This window comes from Telluria sp. Soil_C_11, from assembly GCF_057657395.1.
This window is the reverse complement of the sequence record NZ_JBDGIN010000003.1, coordinates 490,733-514,524: the sequence shown is the minus strand read 5'-3', so window position 1 is coordinate 514,524 and position 23,792 is coordinate 490,733. Positions and strand designations below refer to the sequence as shown.

Here is a 23,792-nt window from a genome sequence, read left to right as displayed (position 1 = left end):
GGAAACTCGCCTTGAGATGAGATTTCCCGGAGCCTTGAGCTCCTTGAAGGGTCGTTCGAGACCAGGACGTTGATAGGTCGGGTGTGGAAGTGCAGTAATGCATTAAGCTAACCGATACTAATTGCCCGTACGGCTTGTCCCTATAACCTTGGCAGTCAAAGCCGGGTCGATGACAGCTGTTTGTTGATACCAGATTACGAAAACACTTCTTCCAGATTCAGGGTGGCGTTGCGCAATAGCGAACGACACCCGTACAAGTCATGCCTGATGACCATAGCAAGTCGGTACCACCCCTTCCCATCCCGAACAGGACCGTGAAACGACTTTGCGCCGATGATAGTGCTGCAACCAGTGTGAAAGTAGGTTATCGTCAGGCTAATTATTTGCAGAAGCCCGCTCAGTTAAGTCTGAGCGGGCTTTTTGCTTTTCGGCGACCGGTTTGCATAAACAGTTTTTGCTGGAGCCAAGTGGCGTATGTACGGTAGCATTGTGCATCCGTCATTTCGCCCATCATTATGGCCGCCAGCAGCGACAATACTCCACCGCCCAGGCGGACCAGGCATCTCCGTCTTGCTGCATTGATGGTGTCGTTTTCCTGCCTGACGGTCGCGATCACGGTCCTTCTGCAACTGGCACTCGTCGATCATTACGCGATCGCCCATGCCTCGGAACAGGCAAGGCTGCGCCTTCAGCAGCTGTCCTGGCAGATGCGCGACTCGCTCGACCGTACCCTCGACCAGGCAGTGCGCGATGTCTACCTGCTGTCGGCCCTGCCGCAAGTGCAGCGTCCGGCGGACCCGGCCGCCGCGCGCCAGGTCCTCGATAGCCTGCAGCACCACTTCAAAGATTACGCCTGGATCGGCATCGCCAGGCCGGACGGCAGGGTATTTGCCGCCACCGGCGGCCTGCTCGAAAGCCGCGACGTCACTGGCCGGCCCTGGTTCCACACGGGCCAACAAGGGGTGACGGTCAGCGATTATCACCCGGCCGTCCTGCTGGGCAATCTCCTGCCGCGCACGCCCGATCCCTGGCGTTTCGTCGATGTCGCCGGGCCGATCCGTGACGCCGACGGCAGCCTGCGCGGCGTGCTCGCCATCCACCTGAGCTGGGACTGGGCGCGCGGCGTTGCCCGCGGTCTGCTGACGCCGGCGCAGCGCGATATCGGCGCCGAGATCATCGTCGTGCGCAACGATGGCGTGGTCCTGCTCGGCCCGGACGACATCCTCGAAAAGCGGATTTCGACGGACAGTCTGACCCTGGCCCAGCAGGGGAAGACAGGCGCCATCACGGAACGCTGGCCCGACGGCCGGACTTATGTGACCGGCTACAGCCTGAGTGGCGGCAGCCGCGAGCACGCGGCCTTGCACTGGTCGGTCCTGGTGCGCCAGACCGAACAGGCGGCGATGGCCTCGGCGCATCAGTTCGAGCGCCGCGCAATGTGGTTCAGCCTGCTCCTTGCGGCCGTGCTGGCCGGACTGGCAGCCATGCTGGCACGCCGCATCGCCGCGCCCTTGAAGTCGCTGAGCGGGGCCATCGAAGGCCTTGCCCAGGCTCCGGACCAGGCGCGGCCGGAAGCGATTCCGCTTGCCGGCGGCTTCCACGAGGCCGAGGTCTTGTCCGATGCGCTGCGTGGCCTGATCCGCAGCGAACGCCGCCATCGCGCCGCGCTCGAGGAAATGAATGCCCATCTCGAAGATACCGTCGCGGCGCGTACCGCCGAGCTGCAGGGTCTCCTGATGCGCGACGTCCTGACCGGCCTGCCCAACCGGCGCGCCCTGATGCAGGTGCTGCCGGAAGCGTTGGCCCGCGCGGCGCGGCTGAAACGTCCTTGTGCCGTGCTATTCCTGGACATGGATGGTTTTAAACAGATCAACGACACCCGCGGTCACGACGAGGGCGATGAGTTGCTGCGCCAGTTCGGCGCCCGCATCCTGAACAGCATCCGCGAGACCGACATGGCGGCGCGGTTGGCGGGCGACGAATTCGTGGTGATCCTGGAGATGTTGGGCAGCGAGCTGGATGCGATCGCCAAGGCGGATTCACTGCTGGGCCAGCTCACCCGTCCTTTCATCCTGAACAGCGGTAGCGTGCAGGTGGGAGCGAGCATCGGGGTTGCGCTGCAGATGCCGCATCAGGCCCAGGATCCGGCGCGCCTGCTGGCCCGGGCCGACCAGGCCATGTATGAAGCCAAGCGCAAGGGCAAGAGCCGGATCGCGATGGCGCCGGCGGAATCCGCGTCCGCCGAAGCGCGCTAGCGGCGCCCCGGCCTCAAGAAGGGTTCAGACGCCCCAGAGAATGTCGCTGCCCTGGTCGCGCGCGGCGCGCAGCATTTCCAGCAGGGGATAGGCGCGGGTCGAGAAGGTCACGACTTCGGCCGGCTCGTGTTCGGCATCCTCGCCGTCGCCCGCATGGGCCTTGACGTCCTGTTCGACTTCGTCCGTGGCCTGGTGCTTGCGGCTTTCCTCGATCTCATGTTCGAGCAGAGGCACCGCCTTGGCCGCTTCCGCGGCGGTGATGACGCCACGCTCCGGATCCTTGTGCAGCAGATCGAGGATGCGCATCGCGTGTTCCTGGATCATCAGGACGTTGGGATAGGCTTTGGATTTGAAGGTGATTAGCATAGCTTTCTCGTTCCATCATTAGTAACCAAACGATAACACGACTGGCCGCATGATGTCGGTGCGCGGGCCCACTTTAAGCGCGGACTAAGCGCTTGCGCATCAGCCAGGCCAGCAACAGGGTCAGCAGCGCCGCCGCCAGCACGCCGGCCGCCATCATGGCCGTCGAGCCAGCCGCGCCGCCGCTGTCCGCGGCCAGCGAGACCAGGAGCCAGCCAAGCCCGCCCCAGCAGAGCGTGTTGACGCTCTCGAATACCGTGCACAGGAAGTTTTCCTTGCCGCGCATTTTGAAATCGCTGCGCAGGGCCGGCCGGCCTTGCCAGCCCACGATCAACGCGGCGCTCAGCACGGCTGCGACCACCACGAAGCCGATCAGTAGCCCGGCCAGCGGCGCGCGTACGAGCAGCCACAGCAGGGGCAGGGCGACCAGCAACAGCGGCGGCATCACCGACGCCGCCAGCTTGGCCAGCCTGATCGTGCGACCGGCTGCCGGAGACGAGTGAAGCAGGTCCGGCGCATCCTCGGCCGAGACGATGATCCAGGCCAGCGAGCCGGTCAGGGAGCTGCACAGCAGGGCCAGGCCGGCCCCGATCGCCGGGCCCGGCGCATCGTTCTTCCGCAGGATCAGGAACAGCAGCGGCGCCAGGTAGACCAGTTGCAGCAGCACCTGGGAAAGGAGGTGGGTATCGCGTGCGATCAGGCGCCATTCCTTGACCACGACGGCATCGAACAGGCTGCGCCGGAAGCGCAGGCGCAGTTCGCCGGCCGGCCTGGCGACCGCACGCGCGCTGCCGGCCGCTTCCTGGACGCCATGCACGAAGAAGCGGTGCGTGCGACCCACCGTCAGCGCGAATGCGGCGATGCCGAGCAGGGCCATGCCGAGCGTCGGCAGCGGCTCGCCGAGGACGGCGCGGCCGGGCAGCCACAGCGGGCTGTCGGGCGCCAGCCAGGGCGACTCCGCCATGTGGCGCAACGTGCGTTCGGCGGTGCCGCTGTCGCCGGTGTGCGAGAACATGGAATAGGCCTGCGACAGCAGGAACAGCAGGGCGCCCGCCACCGCGCCCAGCACCTGGGCCAGCACGCGCGTGCGGCGCGCGCCCAGCAGGCGCACCAGGGCCAGCGTGAGCAGCATGCCGAGGCAGGCCATCAGCGTGGCCGTCGCCATGATCGCCACATACACCCCGACCCAATGGAACTGGCCCAGCGCCACGCCGACATGGACGAGCGGCCCGAACAGGAACAGGTAGAGGGCTGCGCCGGCCACGATCACACCCAGCAGGCGCACCGTGAAGATGCTGCGCGAGGACAGCGGCGAGGACAGCAGCAGGTCGAGGTCGCCGCGCTCGAACAGCGCCATCACGCTGGCCCTGAGCGAGCTCGCCAGCATGAAGGTGGCGACCGCCGCCAGCACCAGCGTCGCCGGAATCGCCAGCCGCGCATCCATGACGCCGCCCGGCGTCACCTTGCGCAGCACGACGAAGGCCAGCACGTGCAGGGTGATCCAGGCGAGGGCCCACACCGCGATGCTGGCCCAGCCCATGCGCCGCCGTCCGCCCTTGTTGATGGCCGCGCCATACCAGGCCAGCCGCAGTTCGTGGCGCAGCAGCCAGCGGCTGGAACCCGGCGGCGCCATCACGCCTGCTCCGTGAGCTGCAGGAACACGTCTTCCAGGCTGCCGCCGTGGGTGCGTTCGCGCAGCTCGGCCAGCGTGCCTTCCGCGATCAGGCGGCCCTGGCGGATGATGCCGATGCGCTGCGCCAGGCGTTCGGCCACCTCGAGGATGTGGGTGGTCAGGATCACGGTGCCGCCCTGGGCGACGTGGGATACCAGCAGGTCCTTCACCTGGCGCGCGGCGGCGGCGTCGAGGCCGGTCAGCGGCTCGTCCAGGATCAGCAGCTCGGGTTCGTGGATCAGGGCGCCGGCCAGGGCCAGCTTCTGCTTCATTCCGCGCGAAAAGCCTTCGGTCAGCTCGTGCGCATGCCTGGCCAGGTCGAGCCAGTCGAGCAGCCGGCGCGCGCGCGGCTCGGCTTCCTCGGGCGCGATGCCCCACAGGCCGGCGACGAACTCGAGGTATTCGGTCGGCTTGAGCTTGCCGTACAACAGCGGGTCGTCCGGCAGGTAGGCCATCTTCTGCTTGGCGGCGCCGGGATTGCCGGCGAGGTCGATGCCGAGCACCTCGACCTGGCCGGAATCCGGGGCCAGCAGGCCGGTGACCATGCGCAAGGTGGTGGTCTTGCCGGCCCCGTTCGGGCCGAGCAGGGCATACAGTTCGCCGCGCCTGACGCTCAGGTCGATGCCGTCGACGGCCGGGCGGCCGAAGGCCTTGCGCAGGGAACGCAGCTGGAGTGCCGGGGTATCGTTTTTCATGGCTTGAAGGAAGTAAGGAACTGCTCGACCTGTTCGGGCGGCACGGCGTCCGGCTTGCCGAGCACGATGACCTGGTAGAAGCGCTTGCCGCGCGCTTCGAAATGGCCGACCAGGCGCACCGGCGTGCCCTTGCTGTTGCCGGTGACGTCGATGTCGCCGGTGGCCTTGCCGGCGGCGTCGACATGCACCGTTCCCGGCGCGTCGGCGGCGCCGATGTTGCGCGCCAGCGCCCGCATCATCGCCGGCAGCGCGGCGCGCGCACCGGCCTCGTCCGGCGCCTCCGCCGCGCCGACCGCGAAGGTCGTGCCATCGACATCGGCCGCCGTCATCGTCATGCTGACCTGCATGCCGTCGAGATCGATCGTGCGGGTAAAGCTGGCCGGCTTGGCCGGGAACATCACCCGGTAGGGCGCATCCGGGCTGGCGTAGTCGCGCCAGTTGTATTTCGGGCTGCAGGCGCCGAGCAGGACGCTGGCCAGCAGGAGGGCAAGAGCCGGTGACGGAGGACGGATTTTCATGGGGCAATGGTATCAGCGCGCGGTGCCGCCGGCCAGTGCAATCGTTGCCTTTATGTAATCGATCTAGGCCTCGACCAGTCCGCGCCGGTACTGGATCGCCTCGGCCACGTGTTCCGACCGCACCCGGGCGGAGTCCGCCAGGTCGGCCACCGTTCGCGCCACTTTCAACACCCGGTGGTAGGCCCGCGCCGACCACTGCAGGTGCCGCATTGCGCCACGCAAGAGCTGCTCGGCAGCTTCGTCGAGCTCGCAATGGCGGTCGATCTCGCGGCTCGACAGGCGCTGGTTGGCCTTGCCCTGGCGCGCCAGCTGGACCGCATGGGCCTGCGCCACGCGTGCGGCGATGGCGCTGCTCGGCTCGCCGTCGGCATGCGCCGCCATCGCTTCCGGCGCCATCGCCGATACCGGCACCTGCAGGTCGATGCGGTCGAGCAGGGGGCCGGAGATCTTGTCCTGGTAGCGCAGCACCGCATCCTGGCTGCAGCGGCACTTGCCGGACGGGTGGCCCAACCAGCCGCAGGGACAGGGATTCATCGCCGCGATCAACTGGAAGCTGGCCGGGAAATCGGCCTGGCGCGCCGCGCGCGAAATCGTGATGTGGCCCGATTCCAGCGGCTCGCGCAGCACTTCCAGCACGTGACGGCTGAATTCCGGCAGCTCGTCGAGGAACAGCACGCCATGATGGGCCAGCGAAATCTCGCCCGGGCGCGGCACGCCGCCGCCGCCGACCAGGGCCATGCCCGAGCTGGTGTGGTGCGGGCTGCGGAAAGGGCGGCGCCGCCAGCACTCGATCGAAAAGCGCCCGGCCAGCGACTGGATCGCCGCCGACTCCAGCGCCTCTTCATCGCTCAGGGGCGGCAGCAGGCCCGGAAAGCGCGAAGCCAGCATGCTCTTGCCGGCGCCGGGCGGGCCGACCAGCAGCACCGAATGCAGCCCGGCCGCCGCGATCTCGAGGGCGCGCTTGACGTGCTGCTGGCCCTTCACGTCGGCAAAGTCGGGATAGCGGGGCGGGGCCAGGGCGGCCGGCGCCCGGTGACGCGCCAGGCGGCAATCATCTGCCTGGGCGGCGAAATGCGCGCACACCTCGAGCAGGGTGCGCGCCGGGTAGATGGCGGCGTCGGTGACCAGCGCCGCCTCGTCGGCATTCGCCTGCGGCAGGACGAAGGCGCGTCTGGCGCCGTCCGGGCTGCAGTGCATGGCGAAGGTCATCGCCAGCGCGCCGCGGATCGGGCGCAGTTCGCCCGACAGCGAGAGCTCGCCGGCGAATTCGTAGCGCTCCAGCGCATCGGCAGGAATCTGTTCCGATGCCGCCAGGATGCCCAGCGCGATCGGCAGGTCGAAACGGCCGGATTCCTTCGGCAGGTCGGCCGGGGCCAGGTTGATGGTGATGCGCCGGTTCGGCAGTTCGAAGCCGGAATTCTGCAGCGCGGCGCGGACCCGGTCCTTCGATTCGCGCACTTCGGCATCCGGCAGGCCGACGATGGCGAGGCCGGGCAAACCGTTCGCCAGGTGCACTTCGACGCTGACGGACGGCGCGTCCATGCCGGCCAGTGCCCGGCTGCGCAGTACTGCAAGACTCATGGTGATCCTGTCGGGATGAAGACTTGCAGATGGTGAGCGCTGGGCGGCCTGCGATTGTTGAGAGCGGCCAAATGTGTATAGTGCCGGGATGCCGAAACTATTGCTCACCTGCGCCGTGCTGGCGCTGCTGTTCTGCCTGCTGTGCGGGCCGGTGCTGTATGTGGCGCTCCGGTTCAGGCGGGGAGGGGATGTCGCGGCCTTGCGGCCGCTGCGGCATGTGTGGCTGGCGCAGCTGGCGCTGGCCGCCGTGCTCATCTTCGTGGCCGACGGCATCGGCCTGCGCAATCCGCTTGGCGTCATGCTGGCGGTTATCCTGGCCGTCAGCCTGGGCGGCGCGGCGCTGTTCGGCGTGTGGCGCCTGGCGGTGCGTTAAACCTTCTGTTCCGCCGCCAGCTTCGCTTCCAGTTCCGCCACGCGCAGTTCCAGCGCCTCGAGCTTGGCGCGGGTCTTGGCCAGTACCTGGGCCTGGATGTCGAACTCTTCGCGCGTCACCAGGTCGAGCTTCGAGAAGCCCTGGGTCATCATGGCCTTGACGTTGCGTTCGATGTCCTTGGCCGGCGAATTCTCGATCGCCTGGTTGATCCTGCCCTGCAGGTCGTTGAAGAAGCTGTTCATATCCATTTCTGTCCATAGTGACGACGCGGCGCATGGCGCACTTTTTTCGTGCGCGCCTCGCTCATTTAGTGCGTGCACCCGTGTGGCGCACGCCCGCGCAGCGTCGTTTGCATTTTTTGAATCCCAGAGTGGGGGCAGGCACCGGAAATACAAGGCCAGCCGCGCCGATCAGGGGTGGCACGCATCCTGCTAAAGCAACCATACAACATAAAGAATCAGGACGCGAAGTCCGGATTGTAAACCCATCAGGTCCAAAGTTCATTGATGAAGGGAGTGTCGTATGAAGCGTCGAAGCAGCAAGTGGCCGCACGTCGTCGTGCTGGCAGCAGGTTTGTGGAGTCTGACTACCGGACTGGCCGCCGCGCAGGAGCAGGAGCAGAAGCCCGAACATGAGGTGAGCTTCAACGCGGCGCTGACCAGCGATTACCGTTACCGCGGCCTGTCGCAAAGCCGTCTCGACCCGGCCCTGCAGGGCGGCGCCGACTATGTGCACAACCCGACCGGACTGTACGTGGGCACCTGGCTGTCCACCATCAAGTGGACCAAGGACCTGGGCGGCAGCGGCAACGTCGAATGGGATATCTACGGCGGCAAGCGCGGCAACCTGAGCGCGGATATTACCTATGACGTCGGCGGGCTGTACTACTTCTACCCGGACAACGGCCTGCACCCGAACGCCAACACCTTCGAGCTGTACGGCCAGCTGGGCTACGGACCGGCCTACGTCAAGTACTCGCACTCGCTCACCAACCTGTTCGGCACCGCCGACAGCAAGGGCAGCGGCTACATCGACGTCGGCGCCAACGTCGATGTCGGCAACGGGTTCACGCTGAACCTGCATGCAGGCCACCAGAACGTGCGCCACAACGGCGCCTTTTCCTACACCGACTACAAGGTCGGTGTGACCAAGGACCTCGGCGTCTGCTCGCTGTCGCTGGCGTATGTGAAAGCGAATACCAGCGGCTACCTGAGCCCGTCCGGAGAAAACCTCGGGAAGTCTGCGGCCCTGCTTTCTGTTTCAAAAACTTTCTGAAGAGGCAATCGCATGAAAATGATCACCGCCATTATCAAACCCTTCAAGCTCGACGAGGTCCGCGAGGCCCTTTCCGAGATCAATGTCCAGGGTATTACGGTGACCGAAGTGAAGGGGTTCGGCCGCCAGAAAGGCCATACCGAACTCTACCGCGGCGCCGAATACGTGGTCGATTTCCTGCCGAAGACCAAGATCGAGGCGGCGGTCGACGACGCCATCGTCGACCAGGTGATCGACACCATCCAGAGCGCGGCACGCACCGGCAAGATCGGTGACGGCAAAATTTTCGTCTCCAGTCTGGAGCAGGTAATCCGTATTCGTACCGGCGAAACCGGCAACGATGCGCTGTAAGGGGGAACCGATGATTCGCACAATCACAAAACTGATCGCAGGCTTCACGGTGGCGATGGCGCTGGGCAGTTCGCTGCCGGCCATGGCGCAAGATACCGCCAAGCCTGCCGCACCGGTCGCCGCCGCAGCCGCCTCCGCGCCTGCAGCCACCACGCCTGCTGTTGCTCCTGCTGCCGCTCCTGCCGTGGCAGCGGCCGCGCCGGCCGAAGCCGCACCGGCCGCCGCACCGACCCCGCAAAAAGGCGACACCGCCTGGATGTTCGTCGCCACCCTGCTGGTGATCATGATGACGATCCCCGGCCTGGCCCTGTTCTACGGCGGCCTGGTGCGCTCGAAGAACATGCTGTCGGTGCTGCTGCAGGTCTTCATGATCTTCGCGGTGGTCATCGTGCTGTGGTGCATCTACGGCTATTCGGTGGCGTTCACGGAAAAGACCGCCTTCTTCGGCGGCTTCGACCGCGCCTTCCTGAACGGCATCTGGGATCCGGTCAAGGCCACGTTCTCGACCGCCGCCACCTTCAGCAAGGGCGTGGTGATTCCCGAGTTCATCTACGTCGCCTTCCAGGGCACCTTCGCCGCCATCACCTGCGCCCTGATCGTCGGCGCCTTCGCCGAGCGCGTCCGCTTTGCCGCGGTGCTGGCCTTCGTGGTGCTGTGGTTCACCTTCGGCTACCTGCCGGTGGCCCACATGGTCTGGTTCTGGACCGGCCCGGATGCGATCAAGGATGCGGCCACCCTGGCGACCGAATCCGCGAAAGCCGGCTGGCTGTGGCAGAAGGGTGCGCTCGACTTCGCGGGCGGCACCGTGGTGCACATCAATGCCGCCGTCGCCGGCCTGGTCGGCGCCATCATGATCGGCAAGCGCATCGGCTACGGCCGCGAACACATGGCGCCGCACTCGCTGACCATGACCATGATCGGCGCCTCGCTGCTGTGGGTGGGCTGGTTCGGCTTCAACGCCGGCTCGGCGCTGGAAGCGGGCGACGTCGCCGCGCTGGCCTTCATCAACACCCTGCTGGCAACCGCCGCGGCCGCCGTGTCGTGGGTGTTCGGCGAATGGATCACCAAGGGCAAGCCGTCGATGCTGGGCGGCGCCTCGGGCGCGGTGGCCGGCCTGGTCGCCATCACCCCGGCCTGCGGCTTCGTCGGCCCGATGGGCGGCCTGGTCATCGGCCTGGTGGCCGGCGTGGTCTGCCTGTGGGGCGTGAACGGCCTGAAGCGCATGATCGGCGCCGACGACTCGCTGGACGTGTTCGGCGTGCACGGCGTGGGCGGCATCCTGGGCGCGCTGCTGACCGGCGTGTTCGCGGCGCCGCAGCTGGGCGGGCAGGGCCTGTTCGACTACACCACCAACAAGATGTCGGCCGACCCGTACTCGATCGCCAGCCAGGTGCTGATCCAGGCCGAAGCCGTCGGCACCACCATCCTGTGGTCGGCCGTGGTGTCCCTGATCGCGTATAAACTGGTCGACATCGTGATCGGCCTGCGCGTGCCGGAAGAGCAGGAGCGCGAAGGCCTGGACATCACCAGCCACGGCGAATCGGCGTATCATTCCTGATCGCCTGTCCTGGCTGTCGGCAAAGCGCCCTCCGGGGCGCTTTTTTGCTTTTAAGATAGGATGTGGTCTTTAAAAAAGGGGCAAAGCCCCCATGTTGCATTTCCCACATCGCTAAGAAGCCCCAAGGACGTCACCATGGTTCCCCACCTTGCCACAGCCCTCAACGGTCCCCTGCTGGACCTGGAAAAGAAGATCCTCGAAGCCACCCCCGCCATCGAGCGCTGGTTCCGCCTCGAGTGGCAGGAGCATACGCCGCCGTTTTATTGCTCGGTGGACCTGCGCAACGCGGGCTACAAGCTGGCGCCGGTGGATACCAACCTGTTCCCGGGCGGCTTCAACAACCTGTCCACCGAGATGTTGCCGCTCACGGTGCAGGCGGCGATGGCGGCGATCGACAAGTATTGTCCGGACGCGCGCAACCTGCTCCTGATCCCGGAAAGCCATACCCGCAACCCCTTCTACCTGCAGAACGTGCAGCGCCTGATGCAGATCTTCCGCCAGACCGGCCTGCACGTGCGCCTCGGTTCGCTGTCGCCGGAAGTGACCCAGCCGACCCCGCTGGCCCTGCCCGACGGGAACATGCTGGTGGTCGAGCCCCTGGTGCGCTCGCCCAACGGCCGGCGCGTCGGCCTGGCCGATTTCGACCCCTGCACGATCCTGCTGAACAATGACCTGTCGGCAGGCATCCCATCCATCCTCGAGAACATCCACGAACAGTCGCTGCTGCCGCCGCTGCACGCGGGCTGGGCGGTGCGCCGCAAGAGCAACCACTTCAAGGCCTTCGACGAAGTGGCGAAGAAGTTCGGCAAGCTGATCGACATCGATCCCTGGCTGGTGAATCCGCTGCACAGCAAGTGCGGCGAGGTGAACTTCCAGGAAGACGTCGGCATGGAGTGCCTGGCCGACAACGTCTCGGCCCTGCTGTCGAAGATCAAGAAGAAGTACAAGGAATACGGGATGAAGGACCAGAAGCCCTTCGTCATCGTCAAGCCGGACGCCGGCACCTACGGCATGGGCATCATGACCGTGAAGGACGCTTCCGAGGTCAAGGACCTGAACCGCAAGCAGCGCAACAAGATGTCGGTCATCAAGGACGGCGTCACCGTCACCGACGTGCTGATCCAGGAAGGCGTGCCGACCTTCGAATCGATCAACGACGCGGTGGCCGAGCCGGTCGTGTACATGATCGACCGCTACGTGGTGGGCGGCTTCTACCGCATCCATGCCGAGCGCGGCATCGACCAGAACCTGAACGCGCCGGGCTCGCAGTTCGTGCCGCTGGCGTTCTCCCAGCAGCATGCGGTGCCGGACCTGAAGGCCAAGCCGGGCACGGCGGCGCCTAACCGCTTCTATGTGTATGGCGTGGTGGCGCGCCTGGCGCTGCTGGCGGCGTCGCTGGAGCTGGAGCGGACGGATCCGGATCCGGAGATTTACTGATCCTTCGATCGCGGCCGCGGCCCTGCGGGCGTTACGCGTGGGCACGGGGGTGCCCACCCTACCGTCGCCGGGCTAGCCCGGCTCCTTGCGCGCCATGTAGACGAAATGGCTGCGCAGCAGCGGCACCAGCGCACCCAGCAATTCCGGCGCCAGCCAGGGCAGGCGCGCCATCGCCCGGCCCAGCGGCGGCGCCAGCACCAGGGTACGGTAATGGCGCTGCTCGGCCGGCCAGAACCGCAGCAGCTCGACATCGGTGACCTTGCGGATGCCCGTGTTGCGCGGATGGCCATGGCGGACGTCGAAGATCATCGTCCAGCCACCCGGCTTCAGGACCCGCCACATGTCCGCGGCCAGCTCGCGCCGCGCGTCTTCGTCCGTCAGCGACGAAAATACGCCATGCGCGCTGACGAGGTCGACCCCGTTGTCGGGAAACGCGTCCAGCCTGCCCAGGTGCCAGCGCACCCCGGGCGCCGTGTGCAGGCGCGCGTGGTCGAGGCGGTCCTGCCGCAGGTCGGCGCCGGCCAGGTGCGAGGGCGTGGCGCCCCACTCGATCAGCTGGCGCAGGAAGGCGCCGCTGCCGCAGCCGACGTCGAGCACGCGCACGGCGGACAGGTCGCGTCCCACGGTGCGCGCCAGCAGCCCGGCCAGCACGCGCGCGCGCGCTGCCTGCTGGCTCACGATGTCCGGCCGAAACCAGTCGTGGCGCGCCGGCGCCGCAGCGCCGTGCCACTGGCGATGGCCGTGCTCGATGCGTTCCTGTTCGGCCTGGTTGCTCATCGTCGATCTCCAAGCCGCCATGATCCGCAAGCCCTCCGCGCGCACGCTTGAGAGCCCGCAAATGCGATCCGGATAAGTGCGTTTTTGCCAAGGGGAATTGGCCAGGCTGGCATGGCCGGCGCTTCTGGCCGGCTTTCCGCGAGAATCCGCGTTTCCGGCTAAAATCGATGCATTGTCCTGACTGGAACCAACATGAAAATCGCTTTTCTCGCCGACCCGCTGTCCGGATTCAAGATCTACAAGGACTCGACTTTCGCGATGATGCGGGAGGCGGCGCGCCGCGGCCACCAGATCTATGCCTTCGAGCAGCGCCACATGGTGCTGGAGGAGGGCGTGGTGACCGCCGACGTGGTCGAGATCACGCTGACCGGCGACCCCGACGACTGGTACAGCGAGGGCGAGGCGCAGACCATGCGCCTGTCCGAGTTCGACGCCGTCATCCAGCGCAAGGACCCGCCGTTCGACATGGAATACGTGTACGGCACCTATCTGCTGGAGCTGGCCGAGCGCCAGGGCGCGCGCGTGTTCAACAAGCCTTCGGCGATCCGCGACCATAACGAGAAGCTGGCGATCGGCCAGTTCAGCGAGTTCACCTCGCCGACCCTGGTGACGTCCTCGCCGACCCGCCTGCGCGCCTTCCACGCCGAGCACGGCGACGTGATCCTCAAGCCGCTCGACGGCATGGGCGGCGCCGGCATCTTCCGCGTCCGCGACGACGGCCTGAACCTTGGCTCCATCATCGAGACCCTGACCGAAAACGGCACCCGTACCATCATGGCCCAGAAGTACATCCCGGCCATCGTCAAGGGCGACAAGCGGGTGCTGGTGATCGACGGCAAACCGGTGCCTTTCGTGCTGGCGCGCATCCCGCAGGGCGGGGAAGTGCGCGGCAACCTGGCCGCCGGCGGCGTCGGCGTGGCCCAGCCGATCTCGAGCAGAGAGCGCGAGATCGCGGAAGCGCTCGGCCCGACACTGGCCGAGCGCGGCCTGTTGCTGGTAGGATTGGATGTGATCGGCGATTTCCTGACCGAGGTGAATGTCACCAGTCCGACCTGCTTCCAGGAGATTACCGACCAGACCGGTTTCGACGTGCCCGCGATGTTCATCGACGCGGTAGAGCGCCGCGCAGCGGGTAATTGAGCGGGTAACCGGGCGAACAACCGAACGCGAAGCAGGCGACAGGAAAGAACATGGTAGGCATTCTGCTGATGACCCACGCACCGCTGGGACAGGCATTCATCGCGGCGGTGGCACACGTGTTCCGCGGCCCCACCGAGCGCTTCGAGGCGATCGACGTGACCGCGGACCAGGACACGAACGAGGTCAACCGGCTCGCGCACGAGGCGATCCGGCGCCTGGACGATGGCGACGGCGTGCTGGTCATCACCGACATCAAGGGCGGCACGCCGTCCAACTGCTGCAATTCGCTGGCCGAGGCGGGCCGCGTGGAAGTCATCGCCGGCATCAGCCTGCCGATGCTGCTGCGCGCCATCACCTACCGCCGCGACACCCTCGACGTGGTGGTCGAGATGGCCCTGGCCGGCGCGCAGAACGGCGCCGTCAGGGTGGACAACCGGATTCGCGTAGGGACCTGATTGGATTGATAAACGAGACCAGAACGAGAACATGATTCAACAGGAACTTGAGATCATCAACAAACTGGGCCTGCATGCCCGCGCCTCCGCCAAATTCACCCAACTGGCCGCGAAATACAAGAGCGACGTCTGGCTCACCCGCAACGCGCGCCGCATCAACGCCAAGTCGATCATGGGCGTGATGATGCTGGCCGCCGGCAAGGGCGCCAAGGTGACGCTGGAAGCCGACGGTCCGGACGAACAGGAATGCATCGCCGCGCTCACCGCCCTGATCAACGATAAATTCGGCGAAGGCGAGTAACTGATGCCGGACTCGAGGGGCGGCCGCTACCATCCAGGAAAAACGATGGCATCGTTCACACTGCACGGCATTCCGGTCTCGCGCGGGATCTCGATCGGGCGCGCGCACCTGCTGACGCCGGCCGCGCTCGACGTCAAGCATTACCTGGTGCCGGAAGAGCAGGTCGAGGCCGAGGTCAGGCGCCTGCAGGAGGCGATCACCGAGGTGCACCGCACCCTGCAGGAACTGTGGACCGAGCTGCCGAAGGACGCGCCGACCGAACTGGGCGCCTTCATCGACGTGCACGTGCTGATCCTGTCGGATCCGATGATCTCGGAAGCGCCGCTCGACATCATCCGCACCCGCCACTACAACGCCGAATGGGCGCTGGTGACCCAGATCGACGAGCTGTCGGCGCAGTTCGACGAGATCGAGGACGAGTACCTGCGCGAGCGCAAGCAGGACATCCAGCAGGTCGCCGAGCGCGTACTGAAGGTCCTGATGGGCACCGCGCTGGCGGCGCCGCCGGCCAGGAACGCCGGCGAGGACGAGTTCCAGCCGCAGATGATCGTGGTCGCCCACGACATCTCGCCGGCCGACATGCTGGCCTTCCGCGACCGCTCCTTCGTCGGCTTCGTGACCGACGTCGGCGGCCAGAACTCGCACACCGCGATCGTCGCGCGCAGCCTGGACATCCCGGCCGCGGTCGGCATGAGCCAGGCCTCGCGCCTGATCGAGCAGGACGACTGGGTGATCGTCGACGGCGATGCCGGCGTCGTGATCTGCAACCCGAGCGCCCTGGTGCTGGAGCAGTACCGCGCGCGCCAGGCGACGCTGATCAAGGCCAGGAAGCGCCTGCTGAAGCTGAAGAAGACCCCGGCGATCACGAAGGACGGCACGCCGGTCACGCTGCTGGCCAACATCGAGCTGCCGGACGACTGCGGCCCCGCGCTGGAAGCGGGCGCGGCCGGCGTCGGCCTGTTCCGCTCCGAGTTCCTGTTCATGGGCCGCGGCGCGCACGCCCTGCGGGTGCCCGGCGAGGACGAGCAGTTCGAGCAGTACCGCAAGGCGGTGCTGGCGATGAAGGGGCGCCCGGTCACGATCCGCACCCTGGACGTGGGCGCCGACAAGCCGCTCGACCCGACCGAGCACACCGCGCTGAACCCGGCCCTGGGCCTGCGCGCGATCCGCTACTGCCTGGCCGAGCCGCAACTGTTCCTGACCCAGCTGCGCGCGATCCTGCGCGCATCAAGCTTCGGCAAGGTGCGCATCCTGATCCCGATGCTGGCGCATGCCTTCGAGATCGACCAGTCCCTCAGCATGATCGCGCAGGCCAAGCAGCAGCTGCGCGAGCAGAACGTCAAGTTCGATGAAGGCATCGAGGTCGGCGCCATGATCGAGATCCCGGCCGCCGCGCTGGCGCTGCCGATGTTCGTCAAGCGCATGGACTTCCTGTCGATCGGCACCAACGACCTGATCCAGTACACGCTGGCGATCGACCGCGTCGACTACGAAGTCGCGCACCTGTACAATCCGCTCCACCCGGCGGTGCTGCACCTGATCGCGATGACGATCGCCGCAGGCGCAAAGGCGGGCATCGACGTCGCCGTATGCGGCGAGATGGCGGGCGACATCAAGCTCACCCGCCTGCTGCTGGGCATGGGCCTGCGCGAATTCTCGATGCATCCGGCCCAGCTGCTGGCGGTCAAGCAGGAGATCCTGTCCAGCGACCTGACCCTGTTGAGCCGGCGCACCCGCCGTATCCTGCGCACGATGGAGCCGGCGGAAATCCTTGACGCCGTCGAGCAGCTGCAAACATTGTAAAAACCAAGAACCTCATGGGATCGATTGGAATAGTCTCACCCCAGGCGATGCACTTCGCCGAGCCCCTGCGCCTGCAGAGCGGCGCCACCATCGGCGACTACACGCTGATGTATGAAACCTATGGCACCTTGAACGCCGACAGGTCCAACGCGGTGCTGATCTGCCACGCGCTGAACGCCTCGCACCACGTGGCCGGCCACTACGCGGGCGAAGCCAAGAGCGCGGGCTGGTGGGACAACATGGTCGGACCCGGCAAGCCGGTCGACACCGACCGCTTCTTCGTCATCGGCGTCAACAACCTCGGTTCCTGCTTCGGCTCGACCGGCCCGATGCACACCAATCCGGCCACCGGCAAGCCGTATGGCGCCGCGTTCCCCGTGGTGACGGTGGAGGACTGGGTCGCGGCCCAGGCGCGCCTTGCCGATCGCCTCGGCATCCGGCAGTTCGCCGCGGTGATGGGCGGCTCGCTGGGCGGCATGCAGGCGCTGGCCTGGAGCATCATGTTCCCCGAGCGCCTGCGCCACTGCATCGTGATCGCCTCGACGCCCCGGCTGTCGGCCCAGAACATCGCCTTCAACGACGTCGCGCGCCAGGCCATCCTGACCGACCCCGACTACCGCGGCGGCGACTTCTACGAGCACGGCGTGGTGCCGAAGAACGGCCTGAAAGTGGCGCGCATGGTCGGCCACATCACCTACCTGTCGGATGACGACATGGCCGAGAAGTTCGGCCGCAAGCTGCGCAACGCCTCCGAGGGCGACGACTACAAATTCGGCTTCGGCGTCGACTTCGAGATCGAGTCCTACCTGCGCTACCAGGGCGACAAGTTCTCGGAATACTTCGACGCCAACACCTACCTGCTGATCACCAAGGCGCTCGATTACTTCGATCCGGCGCGCGAGCACGGCGGCAGCCTGGCCAAGGCGCTGGAGAACACCAAGGCGCAGTACCTGGTCGCTTCCTTCACCACCGACTGGCGCTTCTCGCCGGAGCGCAGCCGCGAGATCGTCGAAGCCCTGCTGGCGAACCGCCGCAAGGTCAGCTATGCCGAAATCGATGCCCCGCACGGGCACGACGCCTTCCTGCTGGAGGACCCGAAGTACATGAACATCGTGCGCGCCTACTACGAGCGCATCTGGAAGGAGGCCGCATGAAGTTCGAAGACCTGAGCACCCTGCGCCCCGACCTGGCCTTCATCGCGCACTGGGTGAAGGAAGGCTCGCACGTGCTGGACGTGGGCTGCGGCGACGGCGCCATGCTGCGCTACCTGGAACGCAGCCGCGGCTGCACCGGCTACGGCGTCGAGATCGCCGACGACAAGGTGCTGGAAAGCACCCAGCGCGGCATCAGCGTGATCCAGCACGACATGGAGCAGGGCCTGGACCTGTTCGGCGACAACGCCTTCGACATGGTGCTGTGCCTGTCCTCGCTGCAGATGATGCAGCATGTGGAGGCGCGGCTGCGCGACATCGTGCGCGTCGGCCGCGAAGCCATCGTGTCCTTTCCCAACTTCGCCTACTGGCCGCACCGCATTTCGCTGATCCGGGGCCGCATGCCGGTCTCGCGCACGCTGCCCTACCAGTGGTTCGACACGCCCAACGTGCGCTACGCCACGATCCACGATTTCCGTGACCTGGCCGAGAAATGCGGGCTGGAGGTGCTGGAATACGTCGCCCTGGCCGAGGGCCAGGTCGTGTCCTTCCTGCCGAACCTGCGCGGCAGCCTGGCGGTGTTCCGCCTGCGCAAGAAGGACCTGGTCGTCACCTGAATCGTGCTGCGGTATGCTTGTGTATGATGCGATGTAACGACACATCCGCATCGGAGACGACCATGAACAAGTTCTTCAAGCCGGCCCTCGTGCTGGCCTTGTGCGCCGCCATGCAGGGGGCGCCGGCGCAGGACCGCAAGCAGGGGCAGGTGGTACAGGACGGCATCGCCGTCAAGCCGCTCAAGGATGGGGTATGGCGCAACATCACCGCCCCGGAGCAGGCCATCAACGAGCAGGCGGCCCAGCAGTACACGGCCATGATGTCCCAGGCCCAGCAGAAGGGCGTGCTGGTGCCGGCCACCGATCCGCGCGTCAAGCGCCTGCGCGCGATCGCCGAGCGCATCATTCCCTACACCGCGCGCTGGAACCCGCATGCCCAGCAATGGAAGTGGCAGGTCAACCTGGTGCAGTCCGGCGAGGTGAACGCCTTCTGCATGCCCGGCGGACGGATCGGCTTTTTTACCGGCATTATCGACAAGCTCAAGCTGACCGACGACGAGATCGCCGCCGTGATGGGCCACGAGATCGCGCACGCGCTGCGCGAGCACGGGCGCGACCGCCAGAGCAAGTCCGCCACCACCGGCCTGGTCACCAGCCTGGGCGGCGCGGCGCTGTCGGCCTGGCTGGGCTACGACGTGCGCGGCCTGGCCAACACGGCGGGGCAGCTGTATGTGCTGAAGTTCTCGCGCGACGAAGAACGCGAGGCCGACCTGGTCGGCCTGGACATCGCCGCCCGCGCCGGCTACGACCCGCGCGCCGGCATCGCGCTGTGGAACAAGATGGCGGCGCTGAACCAGCGCGGCGCGCCGATCGAACTGCTGTCGACCCACCCGGGCGGCGAGCACCGCATCGAGCAGATCGAAGAGCACCTGAACGTGCTGCTGCCGCTGTATGCGCGCGCCAAGGGCACTTCGGTCGACCGCCTGCCGCCTTACCGCAGCAACGTCGCGGCGCGCTAGGGGAAGCATGGCGCGATTCGTCAGGAAAGGCCACCAGGCCGAAGCCAACGCTTACGTCCCGCTGCCGGTGCGCGACGGCGTCGCGCCCAGCTACCTGTGGATCACGGAAACCCGCCCCGGCGGCATGCTGGCCTTCCTCGAGGAGCGTTTCCCCGATGTTGGCGGGCCGCCCTGGCGCGAGCGGCTGGCGCGCGGCGACGTGGTCGATGCGAAGGGCGAGCGCCTGCAGGCCGACAGCCATGTGCGCCAGGGCATGCGCATCTGGTATTACCGCGAACTCGAAGAAGAAACCCCGATACCGTTCGAGGAAGCCATCCTGTTCCAGGACGAGCACCTGCTGGTGGTCGACAAGCCCCACTTCCTGCCGATGATCCCGACCGGACGCTTCCTGCGCGAGACCCTGCTGGTGCGCCTGAAGCGCAAGCTGGCCTTGCCGCACCTGACACCGATCCACCGGCTCGACCGCGAGACAGCCGGCGTGGTGATCTTCTCGCACAACCTGGCCACGCGCGGCACCTACCAGTCGATGTTCCAGAAGCGCGTGATCCGCAAGACCTACGAGGCGCTGGCGCCCATGCTGGAAGGACGCGACTTCCCCTTCACCTACCGCAGCCGGATGGTCGACGGCGAGAAGTTCTTCGTCATGAAGGAAGAAGAGGGCGAACCGAATTCGGAGACCCTGGTCGAGCTGGTCGAGCGCCGCGGGATGCTCGCGCGCTACCGCCTGCATCCGCACACGGGCCGCAAGCACCAGCTGCGCCTGCACATGGCCTCGCTGGGCGTGCCGATCCTGAACGACGCTTTCTATCCGGTGGCGCTGCCCTGCAAGGGCGACGATTTTTCAAGGCCGCTGCAGCTGCTGGCGCGCCGAATCGCCTTCGAGGATCCGCTCACCGGCGAAGCGCGCAGCTTCGCCAGCTTGCGGGAGCTGGACTGGCCCTGAGGGCCGCCAGCGGATCGCTTACAGGGCGTAGTCGATGATCAGCGGAGCGTGGTCCGAGAAGCGCTCGTCCTTGTAGATCGAGACGGCATGCGCCCTGGAGGCGATGCCCGGGGTGGCGACATGGTAGTCGATGCGCCAGCCCACGTTTTTCGCCCACGCCTGGCCGCGGTTGCTCCACCAGGTATATTGCTCGGGCCGCTGGTCGATGCCGCGGTGGACGTCTACCAGGCCGAGCTCGTCGAAGATGCGGGTCATCCAGGCGCGCTCTTCCGGCAGGAAGCCGGAATTCTTCAGGTTCCCCTTCCAGTTCTTCAGGTCGATTTCCTTGTGCGCGATGTTCCAGTCGCCGCAGATGACGATCTCGCGTCCCTCGGCCTGCAGCTCCTGCAAATGCGGCAGGAACACTTCCATGAAGCGGAACTTGGCTTCCTGGCGCTCCGGCGACGACGAACCGGACGGGCAGTAGACCGAGATCACGGTCAGGTTGCCGACGTCGCAACGGGTGTAGCGGCCTTCGTTGTCGAATTCGACACAGCCGAAGCCGGTCTTCACGGCATCCGGCTTGCTGCGGCTGTAGACGCCGGTGCCGGAATAGCCCTTCTTCTCGGCGTAGTGGAAGTGGCCGTGGTAGCCATGCGGCGCGAGGAATTCCTCGGTCATGTCGGCTTGCTGGGCTTTCAGTTCCTGCACGCAGATGAAGTCGGCGTCTTGGGCCGCCATCCAGTTGAAAAAGCCTTTCTTGTGGGCGGAGCGGATCCCGTTCAGGTTCGCGGAAATAATTCTTGGCATGGATCGAAAAGAAAGAGGGCAGAGGGTATCTGGAAGGATAAGAGTGTAGCGCGTTTTGATCTATATCAACATATCAGCCATGGACCGGACTTATGCCGATTGTGTACAGTTGAGGACGATTTGCCCGCAAATTGTGAACCAGCCCGTTGCGCGTGTTAAACTTTTTCGTGGTGTCTACTTCCTGCGGCACCTTCCACCAATGCAGATGGAGTTTGCGTGCTCATCAAGACCGACGACGTCCTGTCCGGTAAATACGGCAAGAGCGGGCACTTCGTCCGCTTCTACGACAATGACGATACCCTGCTCGACGAGGTCGCGGCCTTCGTCGACCAGGCCTTGCGCGCCCACGGCAAGGGAATCGTGATCGCCAGCGCCGCGCATCGCGACGGGCTGTGCCGGCGCCTGGATGAGGCCGCCGCGCGGGTCGTCTGGCTGGATGCCGAGGCGACGCTGGACGCCTTCATGGTCGACGGCTGGCCGGACCGGCAGCGCTTCGAGAACGTGGTCGGCAGCCTCGTGGAGGAGGCCTGCGCCGGCGGCGTGCGTGTGCACGCGTTCGGCGAAATGGTGGCGGTGCTGTGCGCGCGCGGGGAGTACGAGGCCGCGCTGCAGCTCGAAAGGCTGTGGAACGGGCTGGCGGAACGGCTTGCGTTCTCGCTGTTCTGCGGCTATCCATGGAGCCTGTTCCCCTCGGCCAAGCTGGCGAACGCCTTCCAGCAGGTGTGCGCCGAGCACGATCACGCCTGCGCGGACGCCGCGATGGCCCTGCCCACCGACGGCGATGCCGACCTCGAACTGGTCAAGCTCGAGCAGAAGGTCTGCGCGCTCGAAGCCGAACTGGCGCGCCGCAAGGAGACCGAGGCAGTCCTGCGCCAGACCGAGCGGGAATTCAGCGACTTCATCGAGAACGCGGCCGAAGGCCTGCACCGGGTCGGCGCCGACGGCACCATCCTGTGGGCCAACAAGGCCGAGCTGCAGATGCTGGGCTACCGCTGGGAAGAATACGTCGGCCACCACATCGCCGAATTCCACGTCGACGAACCCGTCATCGGCAGCATCCTGTTCCGGCTGTCGAGCGGCGAAACCCTGTACGACCAGCCGGCACGCCTGCGCTGCAAGGACGGTTCGATCAAGCACGTGCTGATCCACTCGAACGGCCACTTCGAGGACGGCACGCTGCGCTATACCCGCTGCTTCACGCGCGACGCCACCGAACGGCGCGAGCGCGACATCGCGCTGGCCCAGCGCGACCGCATGCTGCTCAACGCCCCGGTGGCGGCCGCGCTGCTGACCGGACCGGACTTCATCTTCCGCCTGGCGAACCGCAGCTATTGCGAACTGGTCGGCCGCAGCGGGCTGGAAGGGAAGGCCTTCCTGCAGGTCTTTCCGGAACTGCGCGACAGCGAGCCGCTGCACCTGCTGGAACGGGTCTACCACAGCGGCCGGATGGCCCGCGCGGAAGAGCTGCGGATCGTCCTGCAGGATGCCGACGGCCAGCCGCGCGAACGCTTCCTCAAGTTCAGCCTCGAACCGCTGGCCGTGACCGAAGGCGACGAGCCGGGCGTGATCCTGGTGGCGGTGGACGTCACCGAACACGTGCGCAGCCGCCAGCAGATCGAACGCGCCCACGCCGAGCGCGCCGAACTGCTGGCCGAACTGACCGCCGCCGGCCAGGCCAAGGACGAGTTCCTGGCCATGCTCGGCCACGAGCTGCGCAATCCGCTTTCACCGATCGTCACCTCGCTCCAGCTGATGCGCCTGCGCGGCGAGGAGGGCGGCATGCGCGAGCGCGAGATCATCGAACGCCAGGTCGGCCACCTGGTCCGCCTGGTCGACGACCTGATGGACATCTCGCGCGTCACGCGCGGCAAGATCGACCTGAAGTTCGAGCGCGTCGAGATCGCCCAGCCGCTCGACAAGGCCGTCGAGATGGCCAGCCTGCTGCTGGAAAAACGCCGCCACCGGCTCGACGTCGAGGTCGAACCCGGCCTGGCCTGGGAAGGCGACCCGGTGCGCCTGGCGCAGGTGGTCTCGAACCTGCTCACCAATGCGGCGCGCTACACCGAGCCCGGCGGCCACGTGCGCCTGCGCGCGGCGCGCGAAGGAACGTCCTGGCTGCGCATCAGCGTGGCCGACAACGGCGTGGGCATGGCGCCGGAACTGCGGACCCAGGTGTTCGAGCTGTTCTTCCAGGGGAAGCGCAACATCGACCGCGCGGAGGGCGGCCTCGGCATCGGCCTGGCGCTGGTCAAGAACATCGTCGAACTGCACGGCGGCCGGGTCGAGGCGCGCAGCGAAGGGAAGGGCAAGGGCAGCGAGTTCGTGGTCCTGCTGCCCCTGCGCACGCCGGGCGCCGCGGCCGCGGACAGCGTCCCGGCGCCGCAGCCCGCGCCTGCCGGCGGACGGCGCCGCGTCATGCTGGTCGACGACAACGTCGACGGCGCCGAGACCCTGGCGCGCCTGCTGGTCGCGCACGGCCATGAGGTGCGGGTGTTCCACGAACCGATCGCCGCGCTGGCCGCGGTGCGCAGCTTCCTGCCGGACCTGGCGGTGCTCGACATCGGCCTGCCGGTCCTCGACGGCTACGAGCTGGCGCGCCGCATGCGCGCGCTGCTGGACGGCCACCCCTGCCGCCTGGTCGCGCTGACCGGCTACGGCCAGGAAGCCGACAAGGCCAGGAGCGGGCAGGCCGGCTTCGAACGGCACCTGGTCAAGCCGGTCAACCCCGACCTGGTCGTGCGCCTGGCCGCGGCCGGGCCCTGATGGCCGGCGCGCCTCC

General features: G+C 66.6%; 23 protein-coding genes and 2 rRNA genes. 17 read left to right on the top strand and 8 right to left on the bottom strand.

Features of this window, described 5'->3' with window-relative positions:
• From AC3A6M_RS07960 to AC3A6M_RS07950, 3 genes are all read left to right on the top strand, one after another.
• Positions 1-142: ribosomal RNA gene (locus tag AC3A6M_RS07960) — 23S ribosomal RNA — on the top strand; the annotation flags it as partial.
• 121 nt (positions 143-263) lie between these two features.
• Positions 264-376, top strand: a 5S ribosomal RNA gene (gene rrf / locus AC3A6M_RS07955).
• A 205-nt stretch (positions 377-581) separates the two neighbouring features.
• Positions 582-2,255 (top strand): diguanylate cyclase domain-containing protein, encoded by a 1,674-nt coding sequence (locus AC3A6M_RS07950; protein ID WP_487852180.1) that lies wholly within the window; start codon positions 582-584, stop codon positions 2,253-2,255.
• 24 nt (positions 2,256-2,279) lie between these two features.
• Here the strand turns inward: AC3A6M_RS07950 and AC3A6M_RS07945 are convergent, their stop codons facing one another.
• The 5 genes from AC3A6M_RS07945 to AC3A6M_RS07925 form a co-directional block, all read right to left on the bottom strand.
• Positions 2,280-2,621 (bottom strand): DUF1840 domain-containing protein, encoded by a 342-nt coding sequence (locus tag AC3A6M_RS07945; protein WP_487852179.1) that lies wholly within the window; start codon positions 2,619-2,621, stop codon positions 2,280-2,282.
• 73 nt (positions 2,622-2,694) lie between these two features.
• The gene (locus AC3A6M_RS07940) at positions 2,695-4,251 is read right to left on the bottom strand and encodes a putative ABC transporter permease subunit (protein ID WP_487852191.1); all 1,557 of its coding nucleotides are present in this window, start codon (positions 4,249-4,251) and stop codon (positions 2,695-2,697) included.
• Entirely contained in the window at positions 4,251-4,985 is a 735-nt protein-coding gene (locus tag AC3A6M_RS07935; protein ID WP_487852178.1) for an ABC transporter ATP-binding protein, read from the bottom strand. The genes AC3A6M_RS07940 and AC3A6M_RS07935 overlap by 1 nt, the downstream gene beginning before the upstream one ends.
• Positions 4,982-5,503: a hypothetical protein gene (locus tag AC3A6M_RS07930; protein ID WP_487852177.1), complete on the bottom strand. Its 522-nt coding sequence runs from the start codon at positions 5,501-5,503 to the stop codon at positions 4,982-4,984. The genes AC3A6M_RS07935 and AC3A6M_RS07930 overlap by 4 nt, the downstream gene beginning before the upstream one ends.
• A 63-nt stretch (positions 5,504-5,566) precedes the next feature.
• Complete coding sequence (locus AC3A6M_RS07925) at positions 5,567-7,084, bottom strand: YifB family Mg chelatase-like AAA ATPase (protein WP_487852176.1); 1,518 nt, start codon at positions 7,082-7,084, stop codon at positions 5,567-5,569.
• Positions 7,085-7,172: 88 nt separating this feature from the next.
• Here AC3A6M_RS07925 and AC3A6M_RS07920 point away from each other — a divergent pair, with 88 nt between their 5' ends.
• On the top strand, positions 7,173-7,457 hold the full coding sequence (locus AC3A6M_RS07920; RefSeq protein ID WP_487852175.1) for a hypothetical protein: 285 nt from the start codon (positions 7,173-7,175) through the stop codon (positions 7,455-7,457).
• Here the strand turns inward: AC3A6M_RS07920 and AC3A6M_RS07915 are convergent.
• Positions 7,454-7,705, bottom strand: coding sequence for an accessory factor UbiK family protein (locus tag AC3A6M_RS07915; protein ID WP_487852174.1), 252 nt, complete (start codon positions 7,703-7,705; stop codon positions 7,454-7,456). The two genes, AC3A6M_RS07920 and AC3A6M_RS07915, sit on opposite strands and share 4 nt — an antisense overlap.
• Positions 7,706-7,979: 274 nt before the next feature.
• Here AC3A6M_RS07915 and AC3A6M_RS07910 point away from each other — a divergent pair, with 274 nt between their 5' ends.
• From AC3A6M_RS07910 to gshA, 4 genes are all read left to right on the top strand, one after another.
• A complete protein-coding gene (locus tag AC3A6M_RS07910) occupies positions 7,980-8,732 on the top strand; it encodes a TorF family putative porin (protein ID WP_487852173.1) in 753 nt (250 codons plus the stop codon).
• A gap of 12 nt (positions 8,733-8,744) precedes the next feature.
• On the top strand, positions 8,745-9,083 hold the full coding sequence (locus AC3A6M_RS07905; protein ID WP_047827009.1) for a P-II family nitrogen regulator: 339 nt from the start codon (positions 8,745-8,747) through the stop codon (positions 9,081-9,083).
• A 10-nt stretch (positions 9,084-9,093) separates the two neighbouring features.
• Positions 9,094-10,641 carry an ammonium transporter gene (locus tag AC3A6M_RS07900; protein WP_487852172.1) on the top strand — a complete coding sequence of 516 codons (1,548 nt, stop codon included), beginning with the start codon at positions 9,094-9,096 and terminating at the stop codon, positions 10,639-10,641.
• Between the two features lie 135 nt (positions 10,642-10,776).
• The gene (gshA, locus tag AC3A6M_RS07895; protein ID WP_487852171.1) at positions 10,777-12,078 is read left to right on the top strand and encodes a glutamate--cysteine ligase; all 1,302 of its coding nucleotides are present in this window, start codon (positions 10,777-10,779) and stop codon (positions 12,076-12,078) included.
• A gap of 72 nt (positions 12,079-12,150) precedes the next feature.
• Here gshA and AC3A6M_RS07890 read toward each other — a convergent pair whose 3' ends face one another.
• A complete protein-coding gene (locus AC3A6M_RS07890; protein ID WP_487852170.1) occupies positions 12,151-12,855 on the bottom strand; it encodes a class I SAM-dependent methyltransferase in 705 nt (234 codons plus the stop codon).
• A gap of 192 nt (positions 12,856-13,047) precedes the next feature.
• Here AC3A6M_RS07890 and gshB point away from each other — a divergent pair, with 192 nt between their 5' ends.
• From gshB to AC3A6M_RS07850, 8 genes are all read left to right on the top strand, one after another.
• Positions 13,048-13,995, top strand: a complete 948-nt coding sequence (gene gshB / locus AC3A6M_RS07885) for a glutathione synthase (protein WP_487852169.1) — start codon at positions 13,048-13,050, stop codon at positions 13,993-13,995.
• A 50-nt stretch (positions 13,996-14,045) separates the two neighbouring features.
• On the top strand, positions 14,046-14,450 hold the full coding sequence (locus AC3A6M_RS07880; protein WP_487852168.1) for a PTS sugar transporter subunit IIA: 405 nt from the start codon (positions 14,046-14,048) through the stop codon (positions 14,448-14,450).
• A 31-nt stretch (positions 14,451-14,481) separates the two neighbouring features.
• Entirely contained in the window at positions 14,482-14,751 is a 270-nt protein-coding gene (locus AC3A6M_RS07875; RefSeq protein WP_487852167.1) for an HPr family phosphocarrier protein, read from the top strand.
• A 45-nt stretch (positions 14,752-14,796) separates the two neighbouring features.
• A complete protein-coding gene (gene ptsP / locus AC3A6M_RS07870; RefSeq protein WP_487852166.1) occupies positions 14,797-16,554 on the top strand; it encodes a phosphoenolpyruvate--protein phosphotransferase in 1,758 nt (585 codons plus the stop codon).
• A gap of 14 nt (positions 16,555-16,568) precedes the next feature.
• Positions 16,569-17,708: a homoserine O-succinyltransferase MetX gene (metX, locus tag AC3A6M_RS07865; RefSeq protein ID WP_487852165.1), complete on the top strand. Its 1,140-nt coding sequence runs from the start codon at positions 16,569-16,571 to the stop codon at positions 17,706-17,708.
• On the top strand, positions 17,705-18,322 hold the full coding sequence (gene metW / locus AC3A6M_RS07860) for a methionine biosynthesis protein MetW (protein ID WP_487852164.1): 618 nt from the start codon (positions 17,705-17,707) through the stop codon (positions 18,320-18,322). Before metX ends, metW begins: the two co-directional genes overlap by 4 nt.
• Before the next feature lie 62 nt (positions 18,323-18,384).
• The gene (locus tag AC3A6M_RS07855) at positions 18,385-19,281 is read left to right on the top strand and encodes a M48 family metallopeptidase (RefSeq protein WP_487852163.1); all 897 of its coding nucleotides are present in this window, start codon (positions 18,385-18,387) and stop codon (positions 19,279-19,281) included.
• A 7-nt stretch (positions 19,282-19,288) separates the two neighbouring features.
• Complete coding sequence (locus AC3A6M_RS07850; protein ID WP_487852162.1) at positions 19,289-20,224, top strand: RluA family pseudouridine synthase; 936 nt, start codon at positions 19,289-19,291, stop codon at positions 20,222-20,224.
• An 18-nt stretch (positions 20,225-20,242) separates the two neighbouring features.
• Here AC3A6M_RS07850 and AC3A6M_RS07845 read toward each other — a convergent pair whose 3' ends face one another.
• Positions 20,243-21,013, bottom strand: a complete 771-nt coding sequence (locus AC3A6M_RS07845; protein WP_487852161.1) for an exodeoxyribonuclease III — start codon at positions 21,011-21,013, stop codon at positions 20,243-20,245.
• A 216-nt stretch (positions 21,014-21,229) separates the two neighbouring features.
• Between AC3A6M_RS07845 and AC3A6M_RS07840 the strand changes: the two genes are divergently transcribed.
• A complete protein-coding gene (locus tag AC3A6M_RS07840; RefSeq protein WP_487852160.1) occupies positions 21,230-23,776 on the top strand; it encodes an ATP-binding protein in 2,547 nt (848 codons plus the stop codon).
• The last annotated feature ends 16 nt before the right edge of the window (positions 23,777-23,792 follow it).

Bases quoted from the DNA above. Each gene is read 5' to 3' on its own strand.
- AC3A6M_RS07950 (WP_487852180.1), top strand. From the start codon at position 582: ATGGTGTCGTTTTCCTGCCTGACGGTCGCGATCACGGTCCTTCTGCAA.
- AC3A6M_RS07945 (WP_487852179.1), bottom strand. From the start codon at position 2,621: ATGCTAATCACCTTCAAATCCAAAGCCTATCCCAACGTCCTGATGATC.
- AC3A6M_RS07940 (WP_487852191.1), bottom strand. From the start codon at position 4,251: ATGGCGCCGCCGGGTTCCAGCCGCTGGCTGCTGCGCCACGAACTGCGG.
- AC3A6M_RS07935 (WP_487852178.1), bottom strand. From the start codon at position 4,985: ATGAAAAACGATACCCCGGCACTCCAGCTGCGTTCCCTGCGCAAGGCC.
- AC3A6M_RS07930 (WP_487852177.1), bottom strand. From the start codon at position 5,503: ATGAAAATCCGTCCTCCGTCACCGGCTCTTGCCCTCCTGCTGGCCAGC.
- AC3A6M_RS07925 (WP_487852176.1), bottom strand. From the start codon at position 7,084: ATGAGTCTTGCAGTACTGCGCAGCCGGGCACTGGCCGGCATGGACGCG.
- AC3A6M_RS07920 (WP_487852175.1), top strand. From the start codon at position 7,173: ATGCCGAAACTATTGCTCACCTGCGCCGTGCTGGCGCTGCTGTTCTGC.
- AC3A6M_RS07915 (WP_487852174.1), bottom strand. From the start codon at position 7,705: ATGGATATGAACAGCTTCTTCAACGACCTGCAGGGCAGGATCAACCAG.
- AC3A6M_RS07910 (WP_487852173.1), top strand. From the start codon at position 7,980: ATGAAGCGTCGAAGCAGCAAGTGGCCGCACGTCGTCGTGCTGGCAGCA.
- AC3A6M_RS07905 (WP_047827009.1), top strand. From the start codon at position 8,745: ATGAAAATGATCACCGCCATTATCAAACCCTTCAAGCTCGACGAGGTC.
- AC3A6M_RS07900 (WP_487852172.1), top strand. From the start codon at position 9,094: ATGATTCGCACAATCACAAAACTGATCGCAGGCTTCACGGTGGCGATG.
- gshA (WP_487852171.1), top strand. From the start codon at position 10,777: ATGGTTCCCCACCTTGCCACAGCCCTCAACGGTCCCCTGCTGGACCTG.
- AC3A6M_RS07890 (WP_487852170.1), bottom strand. From the start codon at position 12,855: ATGAGCAACCAGGCCGAACAGGAACGCATCGAGCACGGCCATCGCCAG.
- gshB (WP_487852169.1), top strand. From the start codon at position 13,048: ATGAAAATCGCTTTTCTCGCCGACCCGCTGTCCGGATTCAAGATCTAC.
- AC3A6M_RS07880 (WP_487852168.1), top strand. From the start codon at position 14,046: ATGGTAGGCATTCTGCTGATGACCCACGCACCGCTGGGACAGGCATTC.
- AC3A6M_RS07875 (WP_487852167.1), top strand. From the start codon at position 14,482: ATGATTCAACAGGAACTTGAGATCATCAACAAACTGGGCCTGCATGCC.
- ptsP (WP_487852166.1), top strand. From the start codon at position 14,797: ATGGCATCGTTCACACTGCACGGCATTCCGGTCTCGCGCGGGATCTCG.
- metX (WP_487852165.1), top strand. From the start codon at position 16,569: ATGGGATCGATTGGAATAGTCTCACCCCAGGCGATGCACTTCGCCGAG.
- metW (WP_487852164.1), top strand. From the start codon at position 17,705: ATGAAGTTCGAAGACCTGAGCACCCTGCGCCCCGACCTGGCCTTCATC.
- AC3A6M_RS07855 (WP_487852163.1), top strand. From the start codon at position 18,385: ATGAACAAGTTCTTCAAGCCGGCCCTCGTGCTGGCCTTGTGCGCCGCC.
- AC3A6M_RS07850 (WP_487852162.1), top strand. From the start codon at position 19,289: ATGGCGCGATTCGTCAGGAAAGGCCACCAGGCCGAAGCCAACGCTTAC.
- AC3A6M_RS07845 (WP_487852161.1), bottom strand. From the start codon at position 21,013: ATGCCAAGAATTATTTCCGCGAACCTGAACGGGATCCGCTCCGCCCAC.